The 26,151-nt window shown below is 65.7% G+C and carries 26 protein-coding genes; 12 read left to right on the top strand and 14 right to left on the bottom strand.

Annotated elements, in window-relative coordinates; genetic code table 11:
- The first annotated feature begins 57 nt into the window (after positions 1-57).
- The 4 genes from ASR47_RS11885 to ASR47_RS11870 all read left to right on the top strand — a co-directional run bounded on the left by ASR47_RS11885 (position 58) and on the right by ASR47_RS11870 (position 3,225).
- Positions 58-1,425: a UDP-glucose dehydrogenase family protein gene (locus ASR47_RS11885; protein ID WP_065307997.1), complete on the top strand. Its 1,368-nt coding sequence runs from the start codon at positions 58-60 to the stop codon at positions 1,423-1,425.
- Positions 1,422-2,375, top strand: coding sequence for a D-glycero-beta-D-manno-heptose-7-phosphate kinase (gene rfaE1, locus ASR47_RS11880; protein ID WP_065307996.1), 954 nt, complete (start codon positions 1,422-1,424; stop codon positions 2,373-2,375). The genes ASR47_RS11885 and rfaE1 overlap by 4 nt, the downstream gene beginning before the upstream one ends.
- Positions 2,376-2,534: 159 nt before the next feature.
- A complete protein-coding gene (locus tag ASR47_RS11875) occupies positions 2,535-2,846 on the top strand; it encodes a ComEA family DNA-binding protein (protein ID WP_065307995.1) in 312 nt (103 codons plus the stop codon).
- A 136-nt stretch (positions 2,847-2,982) separates the two neighbouring features.
- Positions 2,983-3,225 carry a hypothetical protein gene (locus ASR47_RS11870; protein ID WP_150127776.1) on the top strand — a complete coding sequence of 81 codons (243 nt, stop codon included), beginning with the start codon at positions 2,983-2,985 and terminating at the stop codon, positions 3,223-3,225.
- On the opposite strand, the gene ASR47_RS11865 is transcribed toward ASR47_RS11870, so the two are convergent.
- Positions 3,226-4,989, bottom strand: a complete 1,764-nt coding sequence (locus ASR47_RS11865) for an FAD-dependent oxidoreductase (protein WP_065307993.1) — start codon at positions 4,987-4,989, stop codon at positions 3,226-3,228.
- A gap of 261 nt (positions 4,990-5,250) precedes the next feature.
- Between ASR47_RS11865 and cysM the strand changes: the two genes are divergently transcribed.
- Positions 5,251-6,153, top strand: coding sequence for a cysteine synthase CysM (cysM, locus tag ASR47_RS11860; protein ID WP_065307992.1), 903 nt, complete (start codon positions 5,251-5,253; stop codon positions 6,151-6,153).
- Positions 6,154-6,244: 91 nt separating this feature from the next.
- On the opposite strand, the gene ASR47_RS11855 is transcribed toward cysM, so the two are convergent.
- The 5 genes from ASR47_RS11855 to ASR47_RS11835 form a co-directional block, all read right to left on the bottom strand.
- On the bottom strand, positions 6,245-6,577 hold the full coding sequence (locus ASR47_RS11855; RefSeq protein ID WP_034751784.1) for a hypothetical protein: 333 nt from the start codon (positions 6,575-6,577) through the stop codon (positions 6,245-6,247).
- A 438-nt stretch (positions 6,578-7,015) separates the two neighbouring features.
- Positions 7,016-8,176, bottom strand: a complete 1,161-nt coding sequence (mltB, locus tag ASR47_RS11850) for a lytic murein transglycosylase B (protein ID WP_082988884.1) — start codon at positions 8,174-8,176, stop codon at positions 7,016-7,018.
- A complete protein-coding gene (locus ASR47_RS11845) occupies positions 8,167-10,152 on the bottom strand; it encodes a transglutaminase TgpA family protein (protein WP_065307990.1) in 1,986 nt (661 codons plus the stop codon). Before ASR47_RS11845 ends, mltB begins: the two co-directional genes overlap by 10 nt.
- Positions 10,152-11,084 carry a DUF58 domain-containing protein gene (locus tag ASR47_RS11840; RefSeq protein ID WP_065307989.1) on the bottom strand — a complete coding sequence of 311 codons (933 nt, stop codon included), beginning with the start codon at positions 11,082-11,084 and terminating at the stop codon, positions 10,152-10,154. The genes ASR47_RS11845 and ASR47_RS11840 overlap by 1 nt, the downstream gene beginning before the upstream one ends.
- Positions 11,085-11,088: 4 nt before the next feature.
- Entirely contained in the window at positions 11,089-11,997 is a 909-nt protein-coding gene (locus ASR47_RS11835; RefSeq protein ID WP_065308162.1) for an AAA family ATPase, read from the bottom strand.
- 194 nt (positions 11,998-12,191) lie between these two features.
- Here ASR47_RS11835 and ASR47_RS11830 point away from each other — a divergent pair, with 194 nt between their 5' ends.
- Complete coding sequence (locus tag ASR47_RS11830; RefSeq protein WP_065307988.1) at positions 12,192-13,118, top strand: histone deacetylase family protein; 927 nt, start codon at positions 12,192-12,194, stop codon at positions 13,116-13,118.
- Here the strand turns inward: ASR47_RS11830 and ASR47_RS11825 are convergent.
- Entirely contained in the window at positions 13,115-13,426 is a 312-nt protein-coding gene (locus ASR47_RS11825) for a hypothetical protein (protein WP_150127774.1), read from the bottom strand. The genes ASR47_RS11830 and ASR47_RS11825 overlap by 4 nt on opposite strands.
- A gap of 137 nt (positions 13,427-13,563) precedes the next feature.
- Positions 13,564-14,337, bottom strand: a complete 774-nt coding sequence (locus ASR47_RS11820) for a hypothetical protein (protein ID WP_065307986.1) — start codon at positions 14,335-14,337, stop codon at positions 13,564-13,566.
- Between the two features lie 194 nt (positions 14,338-14,531).
- On the opposite strand from ASR47_RS11820, the gene ylqF reads away from it, so the two are divergent.
- On the top strand, positions 14,532-15,479 hold the full coding sequence (ylqF, locus tag ASR47_RS11815; RefSeq protein ID WP_082988883.1) for a ribosome biogenesis GTPase YlqF: 948 nt from the start codon (positions 14,532-14,534) through the stop codon (positions 15,477-15,479).
- Between the two features lie 53 nt (positions 15,480-15,532).
- Here ylqF and ASR47_RS11810 read toward each other — a convergent pair whose 3' ends face one another.
- Positions 15,533-16,348, bottom strand: a complete 816-nt coding sequence (locus ASR47_RS11810) for a DODA-type extradiol aromatic ring-opening family dioxygenase (RefSeq protein ID WP_065307984.1) — start codon at positions 16,346-16,348, stop codon at positions 15,533-15,535.
- A gap of 114 nt (positions 16,349-16,462) precedes the next feature.
- Here ASR47_RS11810 and ASR47_RS11805 point away from each other — a divergent pair, with 114 nt between their 5' ends.
- The 5 genes from ASR47_RS11805 to ASR47_RS11785 all read left to right on the top strand — a co-directional run bounded on the left by ASR47_RS11805 (position 16,463) and on the right by ASR47_RS11785 (position 20,850).
- The gene (locus ASR47_RS11805) at positions 16,463-17,353 is read left to right on the top strand and encodes a LysR family transcriptional regulator (protein WP_065307983.1); all 891 of its coding nucleotides are present in this window, start codon (positions 16,463-16,465) and stop codon (positions 17,351-17,353) included.
- A complete protein-coding gene (locus ASR47_RS11800) occupies positions 17,346-18,905 on the top strand; it encodes a TonB-dependent receptor (protein ID WP_150127773.1) in 1,560 nt (519 codons plus the stop codon). The genes ASR47_RS11805 and ASR47_RS11800 overlap by 8 nt, the downstream gene beginning before the upstream one ends.
- A gap of 146 nt (positions 18,906-19,051) precedes the next feature.
- Positions 19,052-19,741, top strand: a complete 690-nt coding sequence (locus ASR47_RS11795; protein WP_065307981.1) for a thiol:disulfide interchange protein DsbA/DsbL — start codon at positions 19,052-19,054, stop codon at positions 19,739-19,741.
- 3 nt (positions 19,742-19,744) lie between these two features.
- A complete protein-coding gene (locus tag ASR47_RS11790) occupies positions 19,745-19,951 on the top strand; it encodes a hypothetical protein (protein ID WP_065307980.1) in 207 nt (68 codons plus the stop codon).
- A gap of 152 nt (positions 19,952-20,103) precedes the next feature.
- Positions 20,104-20,850 (top strand): SDR family oxidoreductase, encoded by a 747-nt coding sequence (locus ASR47_RS11785; protein WP_065307979.1) that lies wholly within the window; start codon positions 20,104-20,106, stop codon positions 20,848-20,850.
- On the opposite strand, the gene ASR47_RS11780 is transcribed toward ASR47_RS11785, so the two are convergent.
- The 5 genes from ASR47_RS11780 to ASR47_RS11760 all read right to left on the bottom strand — a co-directional run bounded on the left by ASR47_RS11780 (position 20,847) and on the right by ASR47_RS11760 (position 26,095).
- Positions 20,847-21,722, bottom strand: a complete 876-nt coding sequence (locus ASR47_RS11780; RefSeq protein ID WP_065307978.1) for an efflux RND transporter periplasmic adaptor subunit — start codon at positions 21,720-21,722, stop codon at positions 20,847-20,849. The two genes, ASR47_RS11785 and ASR47_RS11780, sit on opposite strands and share 4 nt — an antisense overlap.
- A gap of 35 nt (positions 21,723-21,757) precedes the next feature.
- Positions 21,758-21,958: a DUF1656 domain-containing protein gene (locus ASR47_RS11775; RefSeq protein WP_065307977.1), complete on the bottom strand. Its 201-nt coding sequence runs from the start codon at positions 21,956-21,958 to the stop codon at positions 21,758-21,760.
- On the bottom strand, positions 21,948-24,095 hold the full coding sequence (locus ASR47_RS11770; protein WP_065307976.1) for an FUSC family protein: 2,148 nt from the start codon (positions 24,093-24,095) through the stop codon (positions 21,948-21,950). The genes ASR47_RS11775 and ASR47_RS11770 overlap by 11 nt, the downstream gene beginning before the upstream one ends.
- An 11-nt stretch (positions 24,096-24,106) precedes the next feature.
- On the bottom strand, positions 24,107-24,613 hold the full coding sequence (locus ASR47_RS11765) for a MarR family winged helix-turn-helix transcriptional regulator (protein ID WP_065307975.1): 507 nt from the start codon (positions 24,611-24,613) through the stop codon (positions 24,107-24,109).
- Between the two features lie 72 nt (positions 24,614-24,685).
- Positions 24,686-26,095: an efflux transporter outer membrane subunit gene (locus tag ASR47_RS11760; RefSeq protein ID WP_065307974.1), complete on the bottom strand. Its 1,410-nt coding sequence runs from the start codon at positions 26,093-26,095 to the stop codon at positions 24,686-24,688.
- Between the last annotated feature and the right edge of the window lie 56 nt (positions 26,096-26,151).

Genomic DNA, 26,151 nt, shown 5'->3' with positions numbered 1-26,151 from the left:
AAGCAATGTGGCGTGTACTTCTATGTAAGACCTGCTTTTTATCCATACGGTACAACCATGAAAATCACCATTATCGGCACCGGCTATGTTGGCCTCGTGACCGGCGCCTGCCTGGCCGAACTGGGCAATGACGTCTTTTGCCTCGATCTCGACGCGAAAAAAATCGACCTGCTCAACAGCGGCGGCATTCCCATCCATGAACCGGGCCTGGAAGAAGTCGTCGCGCGCAACCGCGCCGCCGGCCGCCTGACCTTTTCCACCGACGTCGAAGCGGCCGCCCACCACGGCGTGCTGCAGTTCATCGCCGTCGGCACGCCGCCCGACGAGGACGGCTCGGCCGACCTGCAATACGTGCTGGCCGCCGCGCGCGGCATCGGCCGCCACATGAAGGAATACAAGGTCATTGTCGACAAGTCGACGGTGCCGGTCGGCACGGCCGAAAAAGTGCGCGCCGCCATCCAGGCCGAACTGGACCTGCGCGCCACCTACGCCACCTTCTCGGTGGCCTCGAACCCGGAATTTCTGAAAGAAGGCGCGGCCGTCGAAGACTTCATGCGGCCCGACCGCATCGTCATCGGCGTCGACGCCACACCGGAAGGCGAGCGCGCGCGCGACCTGCTGCGCAGCTTGTACGCGCCGTTCAACCGCAACCGCGAGCGCACCTACTGGATGGATGTGCGCTCGGCCGAATTTACCAAGTACGCGGCCAACGCCATGCTGGCCACGCGCATCTCGTTCATGAACGAACTGGCCAACCTGGCCGACAAGGTCGGCGTCGATATCGAAGCGGTGCGCCGTGGCGTCGGCTCCGATCCGCGCATCGGCTACAGTTTTTTGTACGCCGGCTGCGGCTATGGCGGCTCGTGCTTCCCGAAAGACGTGCAGGCGCTCGAGCGTACGGCCCGGCACCACGATCAGGAATTGCTGATCCTGCGCGCGGTCGAAGCGGTGAACGACCGGCAAAAGCATATCCTGGGCAACAAGATCGTGAAGCGCTTCGGCAACGACCTGGCCGGGCGCCATTTCGCCATCTGGGGCCTGGCGTTCAAGCCGAACACGGACGACATGCGCGAAGCGTCGGCGCGCGTGCTGCTGGCCGACCTGTTATCGCGCGGCGCCACGGTGGCGGTGTACGATCCGGTGGCAATGGCGGAAGCGCAGCGCGTGCTGCAGCTCGATCTCACATCCGCGCAACTGGCCAACATCCGCTATGCGGAGAATCCATCCGATGCGCTGGTGGACGCCGATGCGCTGGTGATCGTGACCGAATGGAAAGCCTTCCGCAGCCCCGACTTCGAGCTGATCAAGAAGCGCCTGAAGCAGCCGGTGATTTTCGACGGGCGTAACCTGTACGAGCCCGACACCATGTTTGACGCCGGCATCGAATACCACGGCATCGGCCGCTCGCTGCAGGTGCCGGCATGAGCGCGCACGCGGTGGCAAGCTTGACGGCGCCAGAGCGCCTGGCCAAAGTGCGCCTGCTGGTGGTGGGCGACGTGATGCTGGACCGTTACTGGTTCGGCGATGTCAGCCGCATTTCGCCGGAAGCGCCGGTACCCATCGTGCGCATCGAGAAACGCGAAGAGCGCCTGGGTGGCGCGGCCAACGTGGCGCGCAATGCGGCCGCGCTCGGTGCGCAGACCAGCTTGCTGGGCGTGGTCGGTGATGACGAAGCCGGCAGCCAGGTCGAGCGCCTGCTGGGCGAGGACGGCATCCGCAGCCACTTGCAGCGCGATGCGGCCATTTCCACCATCATCAAGCTGCGCGTGATCGGCCGCCAGCAGCAGATGCTGCGGATTGACTTTGAGGATGCGCCCAGCGACACGGTGCTGCGCGACAAGCTCAAGCAGTTCAATACCCTGCTGCCCGACTGCGACGTGGTGATTTTGTCCGACTACGCCAAGGGCAGCCTGGTGAACGTGGCCGAGATGGTCAAGGCGGCGCGCGCGGCCGGCAAGATCGTGATGGTTGACCCGAAAGGCGACGATTTTTCGCGCTATGCGGGCGCGTCAGTGCTCACGCCGAACAAGTCGGAACTGCGCCGCATTATCGGCAACTGGAGCACCGAAGCGCAATTGACGCAGCGCGCGCAGCAGATGCGCTCCCAGCTGGGCCTGGACGCCTTGCTGCTGACCCGTTCGGAAGAGGGCATGAGCTTGTACACGGCCGACGAGGTGCTGCACATGCCGACCGACGCGCGCGAAGTGTTCGACGTCTCCGGCGCCGGCGACACGGTGATCGCCACCATGGCCGCCATGCTGGGCGCCGGCATGAGCCTCGGTGACGCCGTGCGCACGGCCAACCGCGCCGGCGGCATCGTGGTCGGCAAGTTGGGCACGGCGACCGTCACGCGCGCCGAACTGTTCCCGCAATAAATCTTCCTCACTATCTGCGCCAGTTCGCTTGATCTGGCGCAGCTCTTCCACTCCGGGCCCTCGGCCGCTCCATGCCGCGTTCGCTACACTGTGATGACGGCCAGGCGCTGTCTTGTCTGCCGTTTCAGTGTTCTTCAACCACACTACGGAGACTTTCCCATGTTTAAACAATTTGTTTTGGCCGTGGCCACCCTGGCTGCGACGATGGGCCTGGCGATGGCCCAGGTGGACGTCAACAAGGCTGACCAGGCCGCGCTCGACAGCGTGAAGGGCATCGGCCCGGCCACCTCGAAAGCCATCATCGACGAGCGCGCCAAGGGACCCTACAAGGACTGGCCCGACTTTGAAAGCCGGGTCAAGGGCATCGGCCCGAAAAGCGCCGTGAAGCTGTCCGAGGCGGGTTTGCAGATCAATGGCCAGGGCAAGGGCGGCGCGGCCAAGCCGGCGGCGAAAGTCGCTGAGAAGAAGTAGGCGGCGTCGCTCGGATTAGACGCCAGGCGCCGTAATCCGACGACATTGTTGGCGTCAACGGTGGCGTCGGGTTACGCGCTTGCGCGCTAACCCGACCTACGCAGCTGCCAGCCCGGGTATATGCGTCAGCATGGCCATGAAGCCGAGCAGGCCCGGGCCGTCGAGCAGCATGAACGGTGGCGCGCCAGACGCGCCGTCGCAGGTCCAGGTGCGCACGGATAAATTGGAAAACGCCACCTCGCTGCAGCGGCAGCCGAACACGGAACCGGACCTGGCCGGCTACCGCGTGGTCTGGCGCGCCACCACGGCCGACCAGTGGCAGGGCGCGCAGGACGTCGGCAATGTCAGCGTGGCGACTTGTCCGACGCCACGACGCTGATTATTGCGCAGCGTCGACGGGCAGCCTGGCCAGGAAGCTGTGGATCTGCGACACCACGGCCGCGCCTTCGCCGACGGCGGCGGCCACCCGCTTGGTCGAACCGGCGCGTACGTCGCCGATCGCGAACACGCCCGGCACGCTCGTTTCCAGCGCGGCGCGGTCGGGCAGTTCTGCCGGCGAGATCGGCTTGTCGCCGAGCTTGCTGCATTGAGCGCGCGTGACGTCAAAGCCGGTGCGGATAAAGCCCTGTGGGTCGACCGCCACGGCGCAGTCCTGCAGCCAGTCGGTGTTCGGATCGGCGCCAACAAACAGGAACACGCGGCGCACGGCGCAATCGGACTCCTCGCCGGTCTGGTTGTTGCGCCAGCGCACCTCGCTCAAGCCATCGTCGTCGCCTTCGAGCGCGACGATTTCAGTGTGCGTATGCAAGATGATATTCGGCGTGGCGGCGATGCGTTCGATCAGATAGCTCGACATGCTGGCGGCCAGGCCGGCGCCGCGGATCACCATGTGCACCCTGGCCGCATGGCCGGACAGAAACACGGCCGCCTGGCCGGCCGAATTGCCGCCGCCGACGAGGATGATTTCTTCCTGGTGGCACAGCTTGGCTTCGATCGGCGAGGCCCAGTAATAAATGCCGCGTCCCTCATAGGTTTTCAGGTTGGCCAGCGACGGGCGGCGGTAGCGCGCGCCGCACGACAGCACCACGGTGCGGGCGCGCACGGTAATGCCATCGGACAAGGTCAGGCGCAGCGGCCAGCCGTCGCAGTCGAGTTTGGCGGCATTGGCCGGCGTGGCCACTTCGACGCCGAATTTTTGCGCCTGCACATAAGCGCGCCCGGCCAGTGCGCGGCCGGAAATTCCGGTTGGAAAACCCAGATAGTTTTCAATCCGCGCGCTGGCGCCGGCCTGGCCGCCATAGGAGCGCTGCTCCAGCGCCAGCACCGACAAGCCTTCCGAGGCCGCATACACGGCCGTGGCCAGGCCGGCCGGGCCGGCGCCCACCACCAGCACGTCGAAAATCTTGTCGCCTGACAAGTCCGGCAGCATGTCCAGGCAGCGGCCGATATCGGCGTTGCCCGGGTTTTTCATGATCTTGCCGTCCGGGCAGACCACCAGCGGCCACTCGTGCGGCGCCGGCTGGTAGCGCGCGCGCAGGGCGGCGGCCGCCGTATCGCTGTCCGGATCGAGCACCGTGTGCGGATGGCCGTTGCTGGTCAAAAAGCTTTGCAGCTGGAACATATTGGCATTGCCACGCGGCCCGACCAGCACCGGTCCGCCCGAGTTCGCTTCGATCAGGCCGACGCGGCGCAGTATCAGGGCGCGCACGATGCGCTCGCCCATTTCCGCTTCGGCCACGATCAGCGCGCGCAGCGACTCCGAGCTGATGTCGAGCAGCGCCACGGTGCCGACGGCGCAGCCATTGACGAGAGTGGGGCGGCCCGACAGTTGCGCCACCTCGGCGATGAAATGGCCGCGGCCCACTTCGCGCAGCAAGGTATCTTGTCCCATGACTTCATGGCGCGTGACGGCGACCCGCCCCGACAGGATGACCAGCATGCCGAAACTGCTGTTACCGGCCTTGAACAGCGTTTCGCCATCGGCAAAATGCTTGAGCTTGCCATAGCGCTGCATGCGGTCGAGTTCGGCGTCATTGAAGACGGGCGAAATCTGGTGGCTGCGGCCGGGCAGGTCGAAGGAACTGGCCTGGAGTGCATCATCCGGCGTGGTTTCAGGGATGAATTCAGGTGCGCTGCTGGTCATGGCGTATCCGTGGTGGCGATAGGGGAAGTGAATAAGCAAATAAGAAAAATAACTGATAACGGCAGTCTAGCGCAAGGCCGCGCCGCGTGCCCAAAGCTTGCCGCACTGCCGCAAGGAAAGCCGCGCAAGCGAGCATCCATGCGCCTTGTGGCGCGGGTGGGCGCGGCCTGCCAGGGCGCCCGGCGGGCCGTTGATCGGCGACACGCGAGCGTGCATCTCATATTAGAATGGGTCTTTGTTGAATTTACGCGAAGCGACACGATGGCTTACAAGACACTTGAAGATACGATAGGCAATACTCCGCTGGTACAGCTGACGCGTTTGCCGGGCGCCGACGCGCTTGCGCGCAACAACATCATCCTCGGCAAGCTCGAAGGCAACAACCCGGCAGGCTCCGTCAAGGACCGCGCCGCCATGTCCATGCTCAGGCGCGCCGAAGAACGCGGCCAGATCAAGCCGGGCGATACCCTGATCGAGGCGACCAGCGGCAATACCGGCATCGCGCTGGCGATGGCCGCCGCGCTGCGCGGCTACAAGATGCTGCTGCTGATGCCCGACAATCTGAGCGTCGAGCGCCGCCAGAGCATGGCCGCGTACGGCGCCGATATCCTGCTCACGCCCAAGACGGGTGGCATGGAATATGCGCGCGACCTGGCCGAGCAGATGCAGAAAGACGGCCGCGGCATCATCCTCGACCAGTTCGGCAATGAAGACAATGCGCGCGCCCACTACGAAAGCACGGGCCCGGAAATCTGGCGCGACACGGAAGGGCGCGTCACGCATTTCGTCAGCGCCATGGGCACCACCGGCACCATCATGGGCGTGTCGCGCTATCTGAAGGAGCGCAATCCGGCGATCCAGATCATCGGCGCGCAGCCGGAAGAAGGCTCGCAGATTCCCGGCATCCGCAAGTGGCCGGAAGCGTATCTGCCGAAAATCTACGACAAGACGCGCGTCGACCAGATCGAATACGTGAGCCAGGGCGTGGCCGAACGCATGGCGCGCAGCCTGGCGGCGGAAGAGGGCTTGTTTTGCGGCATTTCAGCGGCCGGCGCCTGCGAGATCGCGCTGCGCATTTCGCAAACCGTGGAGAATGCGACCATCGTGTTCGTGGTCTGCGACCGCGGAGACAGATATCTGTCGACCGGCGTGTTTCCAGCATAAGGTGTGATTCAGGTCGGCCAGAACGGCCTGGACATACGGTGTAAAGACCCCCTCCCCGGACGGGGAGGGAAAACCTGCGCAAGCGGCAGGATCAGCCTTGTGGCGTTTCGCCTTCTTTCGGCTTGAATTGCTTGTCGCTGATGCGGAATTTGTTGCGACGGTCACCCATCAAATAACGCAGGTCACGAATGCTCAGATCGCTGACTTCGTGCATGCGGATCAGCAGCGAGGCGCCGACCGGCAGGCGGTGGTGGCGGATTTTGCTGATGACTGGCGGCGCCACTTCGAGTGCGCGCGACAGGGCTGCGTCATTTTTCAGGCGCAGGTTTTCGATCAGGGTGTCGAGCAATCTGTTTGGGTTGTATTGCAACAGATCGTCGGAGTCCGAATCGCTGTTCATATCAATGCCGACTTGATTTGTCATGATGTTGTTAGTTCCTTCTGTAGTTGCACTGCAAAGTAAAAACACTCGGAGCTCGCTCTTGCTGCGTTCATGTTCATTCTTTACTAAAAGGAACGATTTCACACATGGTACGATCCGGGGTACAGTTTTTCATAATATATACACAATTGTACAGCAGGATTTAGTTTCACGTTAGAAAGTGTGACAATCGTGTCACATTCTTTTTTTCGTTGTCCTGTTGCAACACCTATGTATTCTTTACCATTGACATGATAAATCAAAAATTGCTTTTTGAGAAAAGTTAAGTTAAAAACCATGCGCAATTCTTGAGGTGGCCGGATCACTGGCGAGCTCGGCGAGCGCGATGCTGATCTGTGTACCATAAACATGTTCCAGAGCAGCGACAATCGCGCTTACGCTTTCTTACAAGTAACATTATAACTTTACACCGACTTCCGGTTAGCGAGCGCGCGCTTCGCTGACAGCCTTGCCCAGATCAATCACTGACATGGCATAGAAGTAACTTCTGTTGTACTGAGTTATAGCAAAGAAGTTATTGCTTGCCAAGCTGTACTCTGTTGCTTCTGAGCCATTCTGCAGGTCGATCAAGCCGTACAGCATATTCTGTGGTGGTGCCGCCACGCTGCTCACGCCAGCCTGCTGCAGCTCGGCCAAAGTGAATTTGGCGGCCAGGCCGGCACCGAGGAATTTTTCCCAGACGCGGCTCGGCGAGACCGTCACCGGATAGGCGATGGTGGCCGGATCATCGCGTTTCCAGCCATGCTCGACGAGGAAGTGGGCCACGCTGCCGATGGCGTCGGCGGTCGAGTTGCGCAAGTCGATATGGCTATCGCCGTCGAAGTCCACCGCATATTTCATGATGCTGCTGGGCATGAACTGTGGCAGGCCGATGGCGCCCGCGTAGGATCCCAGCAAGGTCAGCGGATCGATGCCATCCTTGCGCGCGAACAGCAGCGCATTTTCCAGTTCGCCCTTGAAGTAGGCCATGCGCGCGGCGCGGGTAGGGCTTTCCGGGTAGGAAAACGCCAGCGTGGTCAGCGCGTCGAGCACGCGGAAGCGGCCCGTATTGCGTCCGTACACGGTTTCCACGCCGATAATGCCGACGATGATATTGGCCGGCACGCCATACTCGCGCTCGGCGCGCGCCAGCGCTTCGGCGTTTTCCTGCCAGAATTTCACGCCGGCATTGATGCGTACCGGTTCGATAAAGCGCGCGCTGTAGGCTTGCCAGTTCTTCGGCTTGCCCGGCGGCGCCGGTTTCATCAGCTGCACCGTGGTGTCCACATAGCGCACCTTGCCGATCAGTGCATCGAGTTCGGCGCGGTCAAAGCCGTGCCTGGACGCCATCTCGTCGAGAAAGCTCCGCACCTCGGGCCAGCTGGCGTAATTGACGAATTCGCCTTCGAAATCGAACCTGGCGGGCGCCTTTTTTGCGGCCGGCTTGATTGCGCCCTGTTTGGCGGCCTGGATCGCCCTGGCGCGGTCGGCGGCGGAAATCTGGCTGTTTTCGGCGGCCTGTGCAGTGACGGCCAGCAGCAGGGACAACAGGAAGGCGGAAGTGGTCGAGGTAGTGGTAGGCAAGAATCGTCTCATCGGCATAGTGTTAACAGGCGGCGCAGTTCGCGCCGCGCACGGGTGTGTTCGTCTGGGCTGGCGTTACCATACTTCATCGCCGCATAGATAGCCAGAAAGCGCGCCATCGCATCGTGCGCGCGCGGCGTGGCCGGGCTGGCCGCCAGCCGTGCAGCATAACCGTGCGGCCCCTCATTTGTCGCACGGCTGTGTCCGCGTCGCGCCTGGCGGCGGCAAAAGCGCGCATACAGATTGTCTAGCGCGGCGTCGGCGTGCGTGGCCGGCCGCTGGCGCCACCACAGCAGGGCGCCGGCCAGTGCCGCCAGCGCGGCGAGCAGCGCGCAGGCGGCGGCGATGCCGCGCGCCGGCAGCGCCAGCACGGCATTGAGCAGAACGCGCTGGCGCTCGGGCGTGTAATCGAGCACCCAGTGCTGCCAGCGTTGCTCGGCCCGCTGCCAGGCGCTATGCCAGGCGTCCAGTGGCCGCCAGCGGCCGGCCTGCGCCGGCACCGGCGGCAGCGCCGCGTCCAGGCTGCGCGCGGTGCGCATCGGCGCGACCTGGGCGGTGGGATCGATCCTGGTCCAGCCTTGATCGGCCAACCACACTTCGCTCCAGGCGTGGGCGTCGGACTGGCGCACGGTGATGGTTCCTGCCGTCTCGTCGCGCAGGCCGCCCTGGTAGCCGGTCACCACGCGCGCCGGGATGCCCATGGCGCGCATCAGCACGACAAAGCTGCCCGCATAGTGTTCGCAAAAGCCCGCTTGCGTATCGAACAGGAACTGGTCGACGCCATTCTTGCCCGGCAGCAGCGGCGGCTGCAGGGTATAGCGGAACGGCGCCTGGCGAAAGTGGGCGAGCACGGCGTTGATGGCCGCCTGTGCATCCGTCTGTCCTGCGCGCAAGTGCCGCGCCCACGCCAGGCTGCGCGGATTGGCCTGCGCAGGCAGCGCCAGCCAGGGTTGCCTTTGCTCCGGCGCCAGCTGCGGCTGCAGCCGGTAGCGCGTTTGCGAACTGGCGCGGTAGCGCACGGCTGTCGTGATGGGCTGCACGGTTTGCAGCTCCAGTGCCGGCGACACCAGATAGGGATTGCCGGGCAGGCGCTCGAGGCTGCGCGGCAGGTCCAGTGCAAAGATGCGCCGCTGGCCGCTCGCCAGCAGCTCGACCTGGTAATCGAAACGCTGGCCGGTCAGTGCGACATCGATCTTGCCCGCGGTCGCGGACGCGGTGTTGCGGGTCCAGCGGACGCCGTCGTAGTTGCCCAGCACCACACCACGCCAGTACAGCGCGTCTTGCGGCGGCAGCGCGGCAGGGAAGCGCGCCGTGAAGACGGGCTCGCCGGACAAGGCCAGCTGCGCGATCGCTCCCGGCTGCATGCTGTCCGATAATCCCGTGGCGCCGCGCGCGCCGGCGCCGGCCTGGCCCCATAGCGGGCCGGACAGGCGCGGCATCATGAAAAACAGCAGCGCCGACAGGGGCAGGGCCAGCGCCAGCATGCGGCCCAGCAAACGCCAGCGCGCCGGCCAGCGCGGTTGCATCGTGCCGTACTGAAACGACAGCAGCGCCGCCAGCAGCACGCTCACCGTGGCCAGCAGCCACGCCGCGCCGAGCAGGCCCTGGCCATGGAAGAAATTGGCCAGCAGCAAAAAGAAGCTGATGAACACCACCACGCAGACATCGCGCCGGCCGTGCATTTCCAGGCATTTGAGCGACAGCAGCAGGGCCAGCATGGCCACGCCCGGATCGCGCCCGAGCAGGGTGCCGTAGCTGATATGCACGCCCGAGATGCCCAGCATGGCCAGCAGCATCAGCCAGCCCAGCGGCGGCTGGCGCCCACCCGGGCGCGCCATGATGGCCAGCGCCGCGCGCCACAGCAGCGGCGCGGCCATGGCCAGCGACAGCCACGGCGGAAAATGCGCGGCATGCGGCGCCAGCACCATGGCCACCGCAACCAACAGCAGCAGCATATCGGCGCGCTCGCGCGGCAGTGTTTGCAGCAGGCCCATTACGCGGCAGCCTGCGGCAAGCCATGCAGCGCCAGTGCGCGCAGGCAGGCGTCGAGGTGCGCCGCGCCCTGGCCCGATGCGACGACGACCTCATCCACGCGCAGGCCATACGCCAGCTGCGACTGTTCGGCCGCCAGCGCCCAGGCGCACAGGCGCGACAGCCGCGCTTCCGGGTCCAGTTGCGCCGGCAGGCTGGCGTAGTCGAGCAGCAAGTCGTCCCGGCCTTCGCCGTGGGCCGGCTCGAATTGCTTGCTGTATAAATGCTCGCCGTCGTGGCGTGCGATATGGCGCCAGGCCAGCCGCTGCAGCGCATCGCCGCGCCGGTAGGCGGCCACGCCGGCCAGCTCCAAGTGCCGGGGATGGGTTTCGGTGAGGTTGAAGGGGAGCGGCGGCGCCGGCGTTTCCGGGCGCGGATGGACCAGCACGCGCGCGCCCGGCTGCCAGTGGCACCAGGCGTGGAACAGGCCCAGCGGGAAGCCGCTGGCCAGGCGCACGGCAGGCGCCGCCAGCCAGCCTCGTTTGAGCGCTGGCAAGACCAGCGTGACGGTGGCCGCGCCGCCGGCGTCCACGTCAACCAGTGCGGGCGCCGCTTGCGGCACGGCCGCCAGTACGGCAATCGCATGACGGGGCCGGCTGCTGCGGTTGATCAGGCGCAGCTCGAAATTGGCGTTGCCACCCACGGCCAGCGGCCGGCCCGGCGTGGCCGACAGCGACAGTCCGGCCAGGTTACGGCTGGCAAACAGCATGTCGGTGATGGCGCAGGCGACGGCAAACCAGGTCAGCGCATGGCCCAGCGCCAGTTCGTAGTTGACGGCGGCAATCCACAGCGCCAGCAGCAGCACGGCAAACGCCAGGCCGGCGCGCGAGGGCCGGATATGCACGCGGTGCGCGCCGAGCCAGGGGCGCGTGGGCAGCAGTGAAGCGCGTGGCATCGGTTCACACCGGCGTGGCCAGCAGGATCTGCCGCAGCAGCGCGCCACTGTTCTGTCCGCCTTGCCGTGGGCGCAGCCGGTGCGCGCAGACGGGCAGCAGCATCGCCTGCACGTCGTCGGGCGTGACATGGTCGCGCCCGGCCAGCGCTGCCCAGGCGCGCGCCGCCTGCAGCAGGGCCAGCGCGGCGCGCGGACTGAGGCCTTCGGCAAACAGCTCGCCCGTGCGCGTGGCGTGCACCAGCGCCAGCACATAGTCGGCCAGCACGGCCGATACATGCACCTGGCGCAGGGCGGCCTGCATCGCCAGCAATTGCCCGGCCTGCAACACGGGCGCCAGCGACCGCAGCATGGCGCGCCGGTCCAGGCCCAGCAGCAGGGCGCGCTCGGCAGCCGCATCGGGATAGCCCAGGGTGATGCACATCAGGAAGCGGTCCAGCTGCGATTCGGGCAATGGGAAAGTGCCGGCCTGGTGCTGGCCGTTTTGCGTGGCGATCACGAAGAACGGTTGCGGCAGCGCATGGGTGACGCCATCGAGGCTCACTTGCCGCTCCTCCATTGCTTCGAGCAGGCCCGACTGGGTCCTGGGCGTGGCGCGGTTGATCTCGTCGGCCAGCAGCACTTGGGTAAACAGCGGACCCGGGTGGAACACGAAGCTGGTACTGGCGCGGTCGTAGACCGACATGCCGGCCACGTCGGCCGGCAGCAGGTCGCTGGTAAATTGCTGGCGCTTCCATTGCAGGCCCAGCGACACGGCCAGCGCGTGCGCCAGCGTGGTCTTGCCGACGCCGGGCACGTCTTCGATCAGCAGATGGCCACCGGCCAGCAGGCAGGCCAGCGCCTGGCGTATCTGCAGATCCTTGCCGACGATCACTTCGCCGACCTGGCACGCGGCCTGGTGTAAGGTTGAAAACATGGAGTCCTTGTCGTGTACGCACAGCCATTTCATCCGGAATCGCTGGCGCCGGTCAAATCCCGCGCCTGCCACCGCACCCGCCACCGGCGTGTCCGTGGTAGATTAGAAGGTCGAGACAATGGCGGCGCAGGCCAGCCTGTGATTTTACCTGCGCGGACAGCGACATAGCAGAGACCAAGCGAACAAGTACAACAATGAGCACAGCTATTTATACCCACCCCGATTGCCAGCGCCATGAAATGGGCGACTGGCATCCCGAATCGCCAGCCCGCCTGCAGGCCATCAGCGACCAGCTGATTCTGGCCCATATCAGCGACCTGGTCGAACACCGCACGGGCGCCTGCGCGCAGCTGTCCGATATCGAGCGCAATCACAGCGCCACGGCCATCGGCCTGGTGCGCGACAACCTGCCGCCGCCAGGCGACTACTATCCGCTCGACGGCGATACCTTGCTCAACGCACACAGCTATCAGGCGGCGCTGGCGGCGGCCGGCGCGGCCATTTCGGCCACCGACGCGGTGATCGACGGCGAGATCGCCAACGCCTTTTGCGCCATCCGTCCGCCCGGCCACCATGCGCGGCCCAGCGAGCCGATGGGTTTCTGCCTGTTCAACAATATCGCCATCGCCGCCAAGCATGCGCTCGACGTGCGCGGCCTGGAGCGGGTCGCCATCGTCGACTTCGACGTGCATCATGGCAACGGCACGGCCGAATCGGTGGCGCACGATCCGCGCATTCTGATGGTCAGTTTTTTCCAGCACCCGTTCTATCCCTACAGCGATGTCGAATCCTATACCGACACGCGCGTCAATGTGCCGGTGCCGGCCCGCTCGAAGGGCGATGTGGTGCGCCAGCTGGTGCTTGACCACTGGCTGCCGGCGCTGCACCGCCAGCGTCCGCAGATGATCTTCATTTCCGCCGGTTTCGACGCCCACCGCGAAGACGATGTGGGCGGCATGGGCCTGGTCGAAGCCGACTACAGCTGGCTGACGCAGCAGATGATGGCGGTGGCCCGGCAATATGGCGAGGGGCGCATCGTCAGCTGCCTGGAAGGCGGCTACAACCTGTCGTCGCTGGGGCGCAGCGTGGCGGCCCATGTCAAGGCGCTGGCCGAACTCTAGAAAAGCGACAGGCGGCTGCCCGTATTGAGGTGGCGGTGGGTCTGGAAATCGCATGCTTCGCCGGCCATGAAGCCGCGCCACGCGCGCGTGTAGACGGCCGCCGATTTGTCGGCGTCGAAGCTGTCGAGGTGCAGCATGTCGCGGTGATGCTTGATTTCATTGACCAGTTGGTCGTACAGCGCCTGCAGCCCTGCCGTGTCGGCGCTCTGGCGTTTCAGCCGATCTTCCAGCTTCGCTACCTGCAACTGCAACTGCCGGTTCACCTGCGCCACAGTGGCGCCGGTGTCTTCCATCGTCGTGATACTCATGCCATATGCTTGTTTCGTGCTGGCCTTCCATAGCTGAACCAGGTTGCCAAAGTAAAACAATTACCTTTCATGTAAGAGGCGGTATTAAAACATATTTTTATTACTAAAAGTAAATATTAAAATCCATGTGGAAATATTTACAGGCTTTTACGCGCCGCTGTGGCGGCCTGTTCCTCGTCCGCATAGCTGAACGTCAGCAGGGCATCGTCGTTCCAGCTCGCATCATGCAGAGGCGGCGTATAGCGCTGGCGATCCTCGCCCAGCGGCAGGCGCACGCTGCGGTCACCCGACTTCAGCAGCACGCCGGCCAGGGTGCGGGCGGCAGGGTAGGGAACGCTGATCATGGCCGAATGGCAGGGGCCGCCCGCCAGCTTGAACAGGTTGCGGCGCATGAACGGCAGCGCGTCCTGTTCCACCGCCCAGCGCACTTCGCATTCCAGCCGCAGGTCGCCCAGGCGCCGCACATTGGCCGGCAGGCCCGGCGTGACGATATTCGGGCGCCAGCGCACGGTGCTGCGTTTCTTGTTGCTGACCAGGTCGGCATTCGCGTCGTAGGCCGTCTTGTCACGCGTCAGGGCAAACGTGCCGTCGCTGGCCAGGGGAATCGCGACCGACAGATTGTCCGCTTCCAGGCGCAAGGCCACGTCCGCCATCGAGACGGCCGGGGTGGCGGCCATCAGCTTGAAGCGCAGCGGCGCGCCTGGGGCCAGGCGCTGGTGGTCGGCGTAGGCGTCGAGGCCCTTGAGCATGGTGCGGTAGGGCTGCAAGTCCGGATCGCGCGTGCCGCGCACATCGATGACCTGGGCGGCGGCGCTGTCTTCCGGCGTGCCGGCGTCTTGTGCATGGGCAGGTATCAGACAGGCTGTGAGCAGGCAAAGCAGGGCAGGCGGGAACAGGCGGGCTGGTGGCATGGATCGGGTCGGTCGGGGTCGGGGACGGTGGGCGCCGGGGCGCAAGCGCGGATGGTAGCACCACGGTTAGCATGAAATTATCACCAATTGTCTCGTTTCGTGCCGCGCGGTGCGCCCTGGCGGCGGTAAACCGGACGCTGCGCCGGCAACCACGTAAAATAGCGGATTGACTGAACGAATTTGAAGGCAAGAGCATGGCGATACAATGGTACCCAGGACATATGAACGCGGCCCGCAAGAAAGCGGCCGAGACCATGGAAAACACCGATCTGGTGATTGAAGTGGTCGACGCGCGCCTGCCGGCAGCCAGCTGCAATCCCATGGTCGACGAACTGCGCCTGTTCCGCCAGCGCCCCTGCCTGAAAATCCTCAACAAGACCGACCTGGCCGACCCGGCCGCAACGAGCGCCTGGGTGGCCTATTTCAATGCCCAGGAAGGCGTGACCGCGTATGCGATGACGACCAAGAAGCCGGGCGACGTGGCGCGCATCCCGGAACTGGCCAGGTCGCTGGCGCCGCACCGTGGCGTGCCGACGAAGCCGCTGCGCATCATGATCATGGGCATCCCCAACGTCGGCAAGTCGACCCTGATGAACGCGCTGCTGAAAAAGCGCGTGGCCAAGGTGGGCGACGAGCCGGCCGTGACGAAAATGCAGCAGAAGCTGTACCTCGACAAGAACACCATCCTGGTCGACACGCCCGGCATGCTGTGGCCGAAGATTGCCATCCCCAGCGACGGCCTGATGCTGGCCGCCAGCCACGCCATCGGCTCGAACGCGCTGATCGAAGAAGAAGTGGCCGTGTTCCTGGCCGAGGAATTGCTCAAGCGCTACCCGGACCTGCTGGCCGCCCGCTACGGCACCAAGGTCGGTGAAGTCGACGCCATCGGCGTGGTCGAAGGCATCGCCGCCAAACGCGGTTTCCGCATCAAGGGCGGCGACTACGACTTTGAAAAAGCTTCGCACACCCTGCTGCTGGACTACCGCAGCGGCATCCTGGGACGCATCTCGCTGGAAACGCCGGACACGCGCGCGGCGCTGCTGGCCCAGCATGCGGCCGAGATGGCGGAGAAAGCGGCGGTAGCGGCCGCGATTGCGGCTGAAAAGGCCAAGAATGCCGCGCGCGGCAAGCGCGGCACCTGATCTTCCGCAGGTCAAAAAAAGCGCCGCGACAGCAATCTCGCGGCGCTTTTTTTTCAGTCTGCCGCCTGGCCAAATCTGAAACTGGACACCGCCAGCGCGCCAAAAAAATCATCCTCGTGATACACCACCTGCGCCGGCTCGTTTTCGGCCGCGCCCAGCGCCACCATCAGCGGCAGCAGATGGTCTTCGCGCGGATGGGCCTGGCGCGCGGCGGGGGCCTGGTCCCAGGCCAGCAGGTGCGCCAGGCGCTCGGCCGGCGGCAAGGCCATGGCCTGGCGCAGCCAGGCGTCGAACTGCTGCGAGGCGACCGCGCCCGGCTGGCCGAACTGGCGCAGGTTATGGTAACTCAAGCCGCTGCCCAGTATCAGCACGCCCTGCTGGCGCAGGCTGGCCAGCGCGCGCCCCACTTGGATATGCGTGAGCGCATCGTAGCCGTGCTTCAGCGACAGCTGCACCAAGGGCATGTCGGCCTCGGGGTAGATCGGGAACAGGGCGCTGAAAGTGCCGTGGTCAAACCCCCGTTCATGGTCGAGGCGGGCAGGGTGGCCGGCCGCGTCGAGCAGGGTTTTCACCTGCGCCGCCAGTGCGGGCGCGCCGGGCGCCGGATATTGAATCTGGTAGGTATGCGCCGGAAAGCCCGAGTAGTCGTAGATCATGCCAGGGTTGGGGCTGGCCGAGACCAGGAACTGCGGCCCTTCCCAGTGCGCCGTGACCACCAGCACGGCCTTGGGACGCGCGCCGAGCTGGCGCGGGATATCCTGCAGCGACGCTTCGAGCACATCGTAGCGCCCGCCAAACTGGTCTTTCATGAACGGCCACGGGCCGCCGCCGTGCGACAGGAAATAGGTGGGGAAGGCAAGCTGGGACATGGCGGCTCCGTTCAGGGATGGCTGGGAATGCTGCTACTATAGTCATGCGCCAGAAGTTGATCAATACGGAAAATATTGATATATCATTGTCGTTTTGTTGATGATGGGGCGGGGATGGATACCTTGCGCAGCATGCGCGTGTTTCGCGCCGTGGTGGAGCTTGACAGTTTCGTGCGCGCCAGCGAACGCCTGGGGCTGTCGCCGGCCATGGTCAGCAAGCATGTGATGCACCTCGAGCGCCACCTCGATGCGCGCCTGCTCAACCGCAGCAGCCGCCACCTGAGCCTGACGGAAATCGGCAAGGTGTATTTCGAGCAATGCCGCGACATGCTGGACAACCTCGATGAAGTCGAAGCAACCGTCGGCCGCACGACGGTGGTGCCGCGCGGCATGCTGCGCCTGAGCGCGCCGGTCTGGTTTGCCAATCCCATCTTCACGCGCACCCTGGCCGCCTACCGCGAGCGCTTTCCGGAAGTCACGTTCGACATCGACCTGAGCGGCCGGGTGGTGAACCTGGTGGAGGAGGGCTTCGACCTGGCCCTGCGCGTGAGCCAGGCGCCATCGCCGGCCCTGATCGCGCGCCCGGTCGGCAAGGTGCGGTTTTACCTGGTGGCGGCGCCAGCCTACCTGGCCCGCTTCGGTGCGCCGCGCCTGCCGCAGGAACTGGCCGCGCACGCCATGATCAGTTATTCCTTGATGGCCTCGGGCAATGAACTGCCTTTCGATGGGCCGCATGGCACCCTCAAGGTCAAATTCCAGCCGGTATTGCAGTCGAATAATGAAAGCCTGCTGCATGCGGCCGCGCGCGACGCCATGGGCATCGCGCTGCTGCCATCGTGGCAGGCCGACGATGACATTGCTTCGGGCCGCCTGGTGCGCCTGTTCGACGATTACACGGTGTTCGGCGGCAAGGTGCACGCCGTGTACACCAGCCGGCGCTACCTGTCCTCGAAAGTGCGCACCTTTATCGACTTCCTGGCCGACGAAGGGGGGCTCGGTGCTTAAGCCGGCGCTATTTCCGTTCTTCCCGCTATCGTTGTTGTGCGTGCTGTCCATGCTGGCCTTGCCGGCGCTGGCGCAGCAGGCCAGCGGGCCGGGCGCCGCCGCCACCTCGGGCGAAGTGTCCGCCGAGCTCGGCGGGTACGGCCAGCGCAGCGCGCATGCCAGCGTGGCGCGCGACCAGCCGGGCCTGTCGCTCGACGCCGCGCTCGACATCGTGCGCAGCAGCAATTACCGCGATGGCAGCGTGTTTCTCGAACGCGCCGCCAGCCTTGGCGGCGAATGGAAGTCGCGCCAGGGCCGCTACGGCTTCAGTGCCGGCAAGGTCGAACAGCAGACCCGCTACCCGGCGCCGTTCAATACCTTTGCGATGGTGCTGGCGGCCTGGCCCGATGACCGCTACCGCTACGATGTGAGCCGCGCCAGCGCCTTTGTCCAGCGCTATCTCGGCAACGTCGAACTGGGGGTGGAGGCGACCGTGCGCGAAAAGCGCGCGGCCACCACCTATGCCAATGACACCGGCACCGATGTGTCGTCGTACCGCAGCCGCCAGCTGCAGCTGGCGCCGCGCCTGCGCCACTATGGCAAGCTGGGCACGGTGGGCACCGACACCGAAGTCGGTGTCGACCTGATGCAATGGCAGCGCCGCACGGCGCGCGTGACCGACGATGTCAGCAGCGACCTGACGCGCCGCCAGCATGCGCGCGCGCTGCTACTGCGCGAAGAACTGGACTTTGGCGGCGTGCGCGCGCCGCGCCTGCTGGCCAGCCTGCGCCACGAGCAGTTTCACCTCGACCCGGCCGACCGGCCGGCCGGCGGCAGCGACTGGGAACACCAGCGCGCCTGGGATCTGCAGGCCAGCGTGTTGCTGCGCCCCGATCTGAGCGCGTATGCCAAGACCGCGCGCAACTACCGTATCGACGACGATGGCTATACCAGCGCCGGCTACCGTCCGCTGGCGGGCCAGCTGCGCTACCAGCGCGAAGTGGGCCTGAACTGGAGCGGCAAGGACCGCAGCGCTTCGCTGCGCCTGTTCAGCGAGCGCCTGGTAACGAAAATCGTCTTCGACCCCAGCCTGGTGGAACTGAACCAGCAGGGCTACGCCGGCAACTTCGAGCCGGCCCGCCGCGACGGCGTGGCCATCGAGGCCAGCACGACTCTGTCGCCGGCGTTGCGGTTCGAGGGCCAGCTGCAGCAGGCGCACGCCCGCTATGACAACTACCCGTATGACGGCGCCGATATCGCGCTGGTGCCCAAGACCCTGGCCTCGGCCCGGCTGTACTGGACGCCACCGGGCCGCGCCACGGCCGACCTGGGCGTGCAGTGGCTGCGCGCCCTGCGCTATGGCAATGATTTCGGCCACAGCTGCCTGGCGCGGGTGCCGGCCTTCGCCACTCTCGATGGCCACTATGGCTACAAGGTGGGCGCCTGGCAGCTGGAACTGGCGGCCAGCAACCTGGCCAACCGCCGCCATTACGGCGCGGCGCGGGCCTGCCGCTCCAGCATTTACCAGAACGATACGCGCCAGTTGCGCCTGTCGGCGCGCTACCGCTTCTGACGCCGGCCCGCCCTGGTGCTTAAGTGGAGCTTAATTGGCGTCGCCGGCTTGACCGTGGCGGCTGTTTTTGAAACCGGTGGCCGATGCAGGCGCACAAAAAATGGTAACCTCGCACTGTTTACGACCACTATGATGAAGGATAGACCATGCGTTTCCCGCGCTTCCTGCGTTCCCTGCTGCGCCCTGTACTGGCCGCCACGTTCCTCCTCGCCGCCACCGGCGGCGCCATGGCCGCCGATACGGGCTTTACCACCCTGGCCACGCCGCAGCGCGCCGACACCGGCAAGAAAGTGGAAGTGGTCGAGTACTTCATGTATTCGTGCCCGCACTGCAATGCGCTCGAACCGCTGATGCATGACTGGCTCAAGAAACAGGGCGACGCCGTCGCCTTCCGCCGCGTCCACCTGGCCTTCAGTGGCCCGAAAGACCCGCAGGCGCACGCCTACGCCACGCTGGAATCGATGGGCGTGCTGGAGCAGTACCATGCGAAGATCTTCCGCGCCATCCACGTTGACCGCAACCGCCTGATGACCGATGGCGCGATTCTCGAGCTGCTGGTCAAGAACGGCATCGACAAGGCGAAATACCTGGAAATGTTCAACTCCTTCGGCGTCCAGACCAAGCTCAAACGCAACGAGCAGCTGATTACCGCCAGCAAGATCGACAGCGCGCCGACCATCGTCATCGATGGCCGTTTCGTCACCTCGCCGGCGCAGCTGTCGCGTCCGGGCCAGTCCGAGCGCCAGACCCAGGAAGCGACCCTGCGCGTGATGGATGAGCTGGTGGCGCGCACCCTCAAGGAGCGCGGTCCTGTGGCTGCGCCGGCGAAGAAGTAAGCCATGAAACAGCTGCCCTGGACCTTGTGCGCAGTAGCCCTGGCGTTGGTCGCCTGGCTGGCGCTGGCCGTCGTCAGCGTGGAAAACCAGCGCCACGCGCTGGCCAGCAAGGCCTGCGCCGAAAGCGACACGCAGTGCCTGGCCGCCGCACAGACGCGCGCGCACTGGTGGCAGCATCTGGCGTATGCGATGACGCATGTGCGGCCCTGATATGTCGGCGGTGTGTCGGATTACGCTACGCTAATCCGACCTACGGGACGTACAGCGTAGGTCGGATTAGCGCCATGCGCGTAATCCGACAATCATCATCGCAGCCACCCCACAGCCCGCCCTACGCGGGCTTTTTCATATAAGGAGCAAGCATGAAAGAAGTCATCCTGATCACCGGCAGTAGCCGCGGCATCGGCGCTGCAACGGCCTTGCTGGCCGCGCGCCAGGGGTATGCGGTCTGCATCAACTATGTACGCGACAAGGAGGCGGCCGACGCGCTGTGCGCGCGCATCCGTGAAGAAGGCTTTGAGGCGATCGCGGTACAGGCCGACGCCGGGGAGGAAGCCGATGTGGAACGCTTGTTCCGGGAAGTCGACGCACGCCTGGGCACGATCACGGCGCTGGTCAACAATGTGGGCGTGCTCGAACAGAAATGCAAGCTGGTCGACATGTCGGTGCAGCGCGTGGAGCGCGTGCTGCGCAGCAATGTGATCAGTTATTTTCTGTGCAGCCAGCAGGCCGTGCGGCGCATGTCGACCGCCATGGGCGGGCAGGGCGGACGCATCGTCAATGTGTCGTCGGCGGCGGCGCGCCTGGGCGGCAGCGCCGAATATATCGACTATGCGGCCTCGAAGGGCGCGATCGATACCCTGACCATCGGCCTGGCGAAAGAGGTGGCGCCCGACGGCATCCGCGTCAACGGCGTGCGGCCCGGCCTGATCTATACCGAGATCCACGCCTCGGGCGGCGAAGCGGGGCGGGTGGACCGGCTGGCGGCCGGCGTGCCGATGCAGCGCGGCGGCCAGCCCGAGGAAGTGGCGGACGCCATCATGTACCTGCTCGGTCCCGCCGCCAGCTATGTGACGGGGGTCTTGCTGGACGTGTCGGGCGGACGTTAAGCCTTGCTCGCTTGTGAATGCGGCGTGATCACCACGGTGCAGGTGGTGCCGGCCACCAGCACCTGATTCGTCGGCAGCCGGTCGATATGGATGCGCACCGGCACGCGCTGCGCCAGGCGCACCCAGTTGAAGGTGGGGTTGACGTCGGCCAGCAGTTCGCGGCCGGTGGCGGCGTCGCGGTCGGTGATGCCGCGCGCGATGCTTTCGATATGGCCGTGCAGGGTGCCGCCGCTCATCAGACTCATTTCCGCCTGGTCGTCCTGCGCCAGCATGGCCAGCTTGGTCTCTTCAAAGTAGCCCACCACGTAGTACGAGGCGCTGTCGATCACGGCCAGCTTGGCCGCGCCGACGGCGGCAAAGTCGCCCGTATGGACATTCAGGTTGGTGACGTAGCCGTCGACGGGGGCGCGCACGGTGGTGCGCTCCAGGTTCAGCTGCGCCAGGGTGCGCGCGGCCAGCGCGCCCTGCACCTGCGAGGTGGCCGAGCTGGCGGCGTAGGCGGCGCTTTCGCGGCTTTCGGTCGAGATGATGCTGGCGTCCAGGCTGGCGCGGCGCTGCGCTTCCTTGCCGCGGCGGCCCTGCTCCGTCCTTTGCGCGGCCAGCACGGCGTCGGCCTGGGCCAGCGCGCTGGCGTAGCGTTCCTTGTCGACGACGAACAGCACGTCGCCCTTGTGCACCAATTGGTTGTCGCGCACCAGCACCTGCGTGACGGTGCCGGCCACGTCGGCGCTGATATTGATCACGTCGGCCTTGATGCGCCCGTCGCGCGTCCAGGGCGATTCCATGTAGCGGTCCCACAGGGACTTGCCGATCCAGAGCGCGGCGGCGAGCAGCAGCAAGGTGATTGCATAGCGGGTCAGTTTGGTGACCATGGTGGTACCCTCTTTTTTCAGGTTGAACGGTTTTTTTATTTGTAAAGACTCAAGGACAGCGCGCCGAAGATGGCGACGAAGATGCACAGCCGCGCCAGCGATGGATGCCACACCATGCGGTACACGCCGAGCCAGCCGAACACGCGGTCCAGCACGGTCTGCAGCACGATGCTGAGAATGAACAGGGGCAGCAGGGTGGGCAGCAATACCCCGAACAGAGCGAATTCACGCGGCATGATGGTCTCCGGCGGCAGGCGCCATATGGTCTAGCAGGGAGGTGTACAGGGAGTGCAGGTCGGCCAGCGCCGTTTGCAGGCGCACGTAACGCTCGGCGCCGGCACCCTCCTGCGCCGCGCGCACGCAGGCGCCGGCCCGCAGGGTGGCGTCGATGGCGGCCTGCAGCTCGGCTGGGCCGCGCGTGCTCAGCCAGGCGGCGATGCTCGCTACGCAGAGGCCGAGCGCCCGGGTGGCGGCGCCGGGTGCCGTGGAGGTGGCGACCAGTTCGCGCACTTCGATCACCGAGTGGCCGATTTCCAGCAGGGTCAGGGCCTGGCGCACCACGGCGCGCGCTTCCTCGCCCGGCGCCGGGCCGGCCGCCGCATTGAGCTGGCTGAGCAAATCGCGCATGCGGTTGTCGAAGCGGTGCCTGTTCCGGCCGCCTGTCGACAGCCGTGCCGTGCAGGCGCGCAGCGCTTCGCGCCACAGGGCCGGCCCCACATGGTCCTTGTGGCCCATGGTGTGCCCGGGCAGGATCACGGCAAACACCACGCCGGCCAGCGTCAGGCCGACGATCAGCGCCATGCCGGTATTGAGAAAGGCCGCGCCGTCGATGTGCATCAGGTTGGTGGGCGCCATCTGCGTCATGAAGGTGCCCACCCCAAGGCCGATGCCCAGCCTGGCGGGATCGCTCATCAGGTACAGGCCGAGCGCCAGGAAGGGCGCAAAGCTCAGCACCAGCATGGGAAAGCCGTCGCCGTGCACCAGCACGAAATACACGCACACCAGGGCCAGCGGCATGGCGATGAAAAAGCCCGTCAGCACCTGGCGTATCATCGCGATCGGGCGCGGCACCGACGAGGCCAGCGCGCAGAATACGGCCGCCATCAGCATGGCGGTGCTGGCGTAGGGCCAGGCCAGGTAGTAGGCGCCCAGCGCCAGCAGGGCCAGGCTGATGGCCGCGCGCGCGCCGCTGGCGATCACCAGTGCCGGCGGGGTTTTCGGCGCGTACGCCTGCGGCGTGCTCACTTCCAGTGGGGTGTCGTGCGCCAGGCTGAAATACACTTCGTGATAGCGGCTCATGTCGCGCGCGAAGCGTTCCAGCAGCTCGCAGACGGTGTCGAAATCGATGCGCTGCGCGTGTTCGACGGCGGCGTCGCCGATCCGCACGCGGGCCTGCGCCAGCGCCGCCTGCAGGTGCAGCTGCATGGTATCGAGCGAGTCTTGCGACGGGCGCGAGCGCAGCGCTTCGGCGATGATGTCGAACAGCGGCGCGCAGGCCTCGACGACCTGCGTCTGGCCGTCGCGCTGCAGGCGCTCGAACAGGCGGTGAAAGGTATAAAAGGTGGTCAGCGCCGTCATGAAGGTACTGTTAAACGCGTGCAGCTTGCGGTTTTGCGCGCGCACATGGCTGACGGCGTCGCTCACTTCGAACAGGGCGGCCGAGCGGCCCTGTTCCAGCGCGGCCACGTCGGCGGCGAAGCGCAAATGCGTCACTTCCACTTCTGCCGCCGACAGCTTCTGCTGCAGCACGTCCTGGCAAAAGCCGAGGAATTTGGCATAGCGCGCCTCGACCGAACGCATCACCTGCGTGCCCTGGTGGCGCGGCAGCAGCACGCTGGAGACCACCGCCGAACAGATAATGCCCAGGCTCACTTCCGCCACGCGCGTGACGGCCAGCGCGAACACCTGCATCGGCTGCTCGATGGCCGGCAGCACGATCATGCAGGCGGTGTAGCCGGACAAGACATAGACATAGGACTGGGCGTTGCGGTGCAGCGCGGCGCCGCTGGTGCACAGGCCCACCCACAGCGCCAGGCCGGCGAACAGCAGCACCGGCTGCTGCGGGAAAAAGCCGATCAGGCACAGCGCGGCGGTGCAGCCGAGCAGGGTGCCGCATAGCCGATAAAAGCTTTTTTCCAGCACCATGCCGCTGCTGGGCAGGGCCAGGATGATGGTGGTGGTCATGGCCGTGCTGGGCGAATCGAGGCCCAGGCGGTAGGCCAGCCACAGCGCGCAGAAGGCGGCCGTCAGGGTCTTGGCGACATGGAGCCAGCGTTCGCCTTCGGTCGCGCGCCAGTCGCGCAGCGCATGCGCCAGCCTATGTGCGGCCCGTGGCAGGGGGCCTGTATGTGAGGGTGCTGTGGCTGGCGTCATCGATAGCGGTGTCAGTCCGGGTGGTTGAGATTGTTCAGGTTGCGCAGCTGGCGCGCATACAGCTTGTCGAGCACCTGCAGCTCTTCGGCGCTGAAACCCTGGTACAGCGACGAGGTTTCGGTGTACACGTCGGGCAGCGCCGCTTCGATCAGGGCGCGGCCCTGGTCGGTCAGCGAAATCATCACCGAGCGGCGGTCGCCCGGACGCGTGCCGCGATGGATCAGGCCGCGCGTTTCCAGGTCGTTGCACACGCGCGTCAGGTTGGCCGGCTTTTCATGGCAGGCCATGCCCAGCACGGCGGCGCTCGAGGTTTCGTCTTCGGTGCCATACAACACGGCCAGCACCATGTAGCTGGCGTCGACCAGGTCGTGCTTTTTCAACGCGGCATTGGTCAGGTCCTTCATGCCTTTCTGGATGTGATACGTCATGCGCAGCAAGCGCATCAGTTCCAGCGGAAACGCCGGCATGCGCGTGCGGATATGCTGCAGCCGCTTCGAGGTGGCGTCAAATGCTGTCATGTCGTGTTCCTTTGCGTGAGAATAAAGCGCTGATTGTAGCTTGCCATGTTGTGGCAACGCTAATCTTTGGCGCTAAATGCCGCCTCCCAGTGCGTTCATCAGCGAGACATACAGATCGAGTTCGCTGGCGCCATTCTTTGCCTGCTGCTGCTGTTCCGCCAGCAGCGCCACCTGCGTGTTGAGCATGTTGATGGCGTCGCTCATGCCGGCCTTGTAGGCCTGCTCGGCCAGGTCGCGCGCCCGCTGCGCCGTGGCCAGCGCCTGCTGCGTCAGCGCATGCTGCTTTTGCAGCGACTGCGCTTTGGTCACCGCGTTGGCGACATCGGCCATGGCGCTGATGACGATGGCGTTGTACTGCTCGACGGCGCCGTCATACACGGCCGTCTGGCTGCCCAGCTGGGCGCGCAGGCGGGCGCCGGCGAAAATCGGCAGACTCAGCGCCGGCGAGGCGCCGCGCACCTGCGAATGGGCGTCGAGAAAATGGCTGAAGCCGAAAGCCTGGAAACCGGCAAACGCCACCAGGTTCACGTTCGGATAAAACTCGGCTTTGGCCGCATCGATGCGTTTGGCGGCCGCTTCCACCCTCCAGCGTTGGGCGGCGATATCGGGACGGCGGCCGATCAGGTCGGCCGGCAGGGCCGAGGGAATCGCCAGCGGGTGGTCCAGCCGCAGCACCGGGCGCGTGAGCGCGCTGCCCGCCGACGGACCCTTGCCCGACAGCGCGGCCAGCTGGTTGCGCAGCAGCGCCAGCGATTCCCTGGCTTGCTCCAGCTGGCGCCGGCCGGCGGGCAGGGTGGTTTCGATCTGCGCCACGTCGACGTCGGTACCGATGCCGGCCTGGCGGCGGCGCTGGGTAATGTCGAGGATGCGCGCGCGCTGCGCCAGGCTGTTTTGTATCACGTCCTGCAAGGTGTATTCGTACGACAGCTCGATGTAGGTGCGCACCAGCGCTGTTTCCAGGGCCAGGCGCGCCATCTGCGATTCGGCCGAGGCCAGCTGCACGTCACCGAGCGCGGCGGCCAGCGCGGCGCGGTTGCGGCCCCACAGGTCCAGGTCGTACGAGGCGGTGACGGTGGCCTGGTTGCGCCAGGCGTAGTTGCCGGCCAAGGGCGCCGGGGTAGCGCCATGCTGCGAATACAGTTCGCGGTTGACCGACACGCTGGCGTCCAGCTGCGGGCGGGTCTTGTCTTCGGCTGCGCCGGCCAGCGCCTCGGCCTGGCGCACGCGCGCCTGGGCGCCGCGCAGGGTCGGGCTGTCGGCCAGCGCCTGTTCCATCAGGCGGTCCAGCTGCGGGTCCTGCAGTGCTTGCCACCACCGGGCGTGCGGCCAGGCGATGGCGGCGCTGGCCGCCGCGTTGTTCTTGCCGCCGTCGAGCGCATGCGCGTCCGCCAGCGCCGCCTGCGGCGCGATATGGCCCATGTCGGCGCAAGCGGCGAGGGCAAGGGCCAGGCTGGCGGCCAGCAGGCGGCGGGGCAGGGACATGCGCGGAACTCCTGAAAATAGTCGGTAAAAAAGATGGCACGCAGCGGTGAGCTTGC

It is taken from the genome of Janthinobacterium psychrotolerans (assembly GCF_001677885.1).
In the GTDB taxonomy this organism is placed as follows: domain Bacteria; phylum Pseudomonadota; class Gammaproteobacteria; order Burkholderiales; family Burkholderiaceae_D; genus Janthinobacterium; species Janthinobacterium psychrotolerans.
This window is presented reverse-complemented; position numbering and strand designations above follow the sequence as displayed.

Bases quoted from the DNA above. Each gene is read 5' to 3' on its own strand.
- mltB (WP_082988884.1), bottom strand. From the start codon at position 8,176: ATGCCGATGAGACGATTCTTGCCTACCACTACCTCGACCACTTCCGCC.
- ASR47_RS11870 (WP_150127776.1), top strand. From the start codon at position 2,983: ATGAAGCCGAGCAGGCCCGGGCCGTCGAGCAGCATGAACGGTGGCGCG.
- ASR47_RS11775 (WP_065307977.1), bottom strand. From the start codon at position 21,958: ATGCCGCGTGAATTCGCTCTGTTCGGGGTATTGCTGCCCACCCTGCTG.
- ASR47_RS11875 (WP_065307995.1), top strand. From the start codon at position 2,535: ATGTTTAAACAATTTGTTTTGGCCGTGGCCACCCTGGCTGCGACGATG.
- ASR47_RS11845 (WP_065307990.1), bottom strand. From the start codon at position 10,152: ATGGGCCTGCTGCAAACACTGCCGCGCGAGCGCGCCGATATGCTGCTG.
- ASR47_RS11760 (WP_065307974.1), bottom strand. From the start codon at position 26,095: ATGTCCCTGCCCCGCCGCCTGCTGGCCGCCAGCCTGGCCCTTGCCCTC.
- ASR47_RS11865 (WP_065307993.1), bottom strand. From the start codon at position 4,989: ATGACCAGCAGCGCACCTGAATTCATCCCTGAAACCACGCCGGATGAT.
- ASR47_RS11785 (WP_065307979.1), top strand. From the start codon at position 20,104: ATGAAAGAAGTCATCCTGATCACCGGCAGTAGCCGCGGCATCGGCGCT.
- cysM (WP_065307992.1), top strand. From the start codon at position 5,251: ATGGCTTACAAGACACTTGAAGATACGATAGGCAATACTCCGCTGGTA.
- ASR47_RS11795 (WP_065307981.1), top strand. From the start codon at position 19,052: ATGCGTTTCCCGCGCTTCCTGCGTTCCCTGCTGCGCCCTGTACTGGCC.
- ASR47_RS11805 (WP_065307983.1), top strand. From the start codon at position 16,463: ATGGATACCTTGCGCAGCATGCGCGTGTTTCGCGCCGTGGTGGAGCTT.
- ASR47_RS11835 (WP_065308162.1), bottom strand. From the start codon at position 11,997: ATGTTTTCAACCTTACACCAGGCCGCGTGCCAGGTCGGCGAAGTGATC.
- ASR47_RS11830 (WP_065307988.1), top strand. From the start codon at position 12,192: ATGAGCACAGCTATTTATACCCACCCCGATTGCCAGCGCCATGAAATG.
- ylqF (WP_082988883.1), top strand. From the start codon at position 14,532: ATGGCGATACAATGGTACCCAGGACATATGAACGCGGCCCGCAAGAAA.
- ASR47_RS11770 (WP_065307976.1), bottom strand. From the start codon at position 24,095: ATGACGCCAGCCACAGCACCCTCACATACAGGCCCCCTGCCACGGGCC.
- ASR47_RS11855 (WP_034751784.1), bottom strand. From the start codon at position 6,577: ATGACAAATCAAGTCGGCATTGATATGAACAGCGATTCGGACTCCGAC.
- ASR47_RS11810 (WP_065307984.1), bottom strand. From the start codon at position 16,348: ATGTCCCAGCTTGCCTTCCCCACCTATTTCCTGTCGCACGGCGGCGGC.
- ASR47_RS11790 (WP_065307980.1), top strand. From the start codon at position 19,745: ATGAAACAGCTGCCCTGGACCTTGTGCGCAGTAGCCCTGGCGTTGGTC.
- ASR47_RS11765 (WP_065307975.1), bottom strand. From the start codon at position 24,613: ATGACAGCATTTGACGCCACCTCGAAGCGGCTGCAGCATATCCGCACG.
- ASR47_RS11825 (WP_150127774.1), bottom strand. From the start codon at position 13,426: ATGAGTATCACGACGATGGAAGACACCGGCGCCACTGTGGCGCAGGTG.
- rfaE1 (WP_065307996.1), top strand. From the start codon at position 1,422: ATGAGCGCGCACGCGGTGGCAAGCTTGACGGCGCCAGAGCGCCTGGCC.
- ASR47_RS11840 (WP_065307989.1), bottom strand. From the start codon at position 11,084: ATGCCACGCGCTTCACTGCTGCCCACGCGCCCCTGGCTCGGCGCGCAC.
- ASR47_RS11885 (WP_065307997.1), top strand. From the start codon at position 58: ATGAAAATCACCATTATCGGCACCGGCTATGTTGGCCTCGTGACCGGC.
- ASR47_RS11820 (WP_065307986.1), bottom strand. From the start codon at position 14,337: ATGCCACCAGCCCGCCTGTTCCCGCCTGCCCTGCTTTGCCTGCTCACA.
- ASR47_RS11780 (WP_065307978.1), bottom strand. From the start codon at position 21,722: ATGGTCACCAAACTGACCCGCTATGCAATCACCTTGCTGCTGCTCGCC.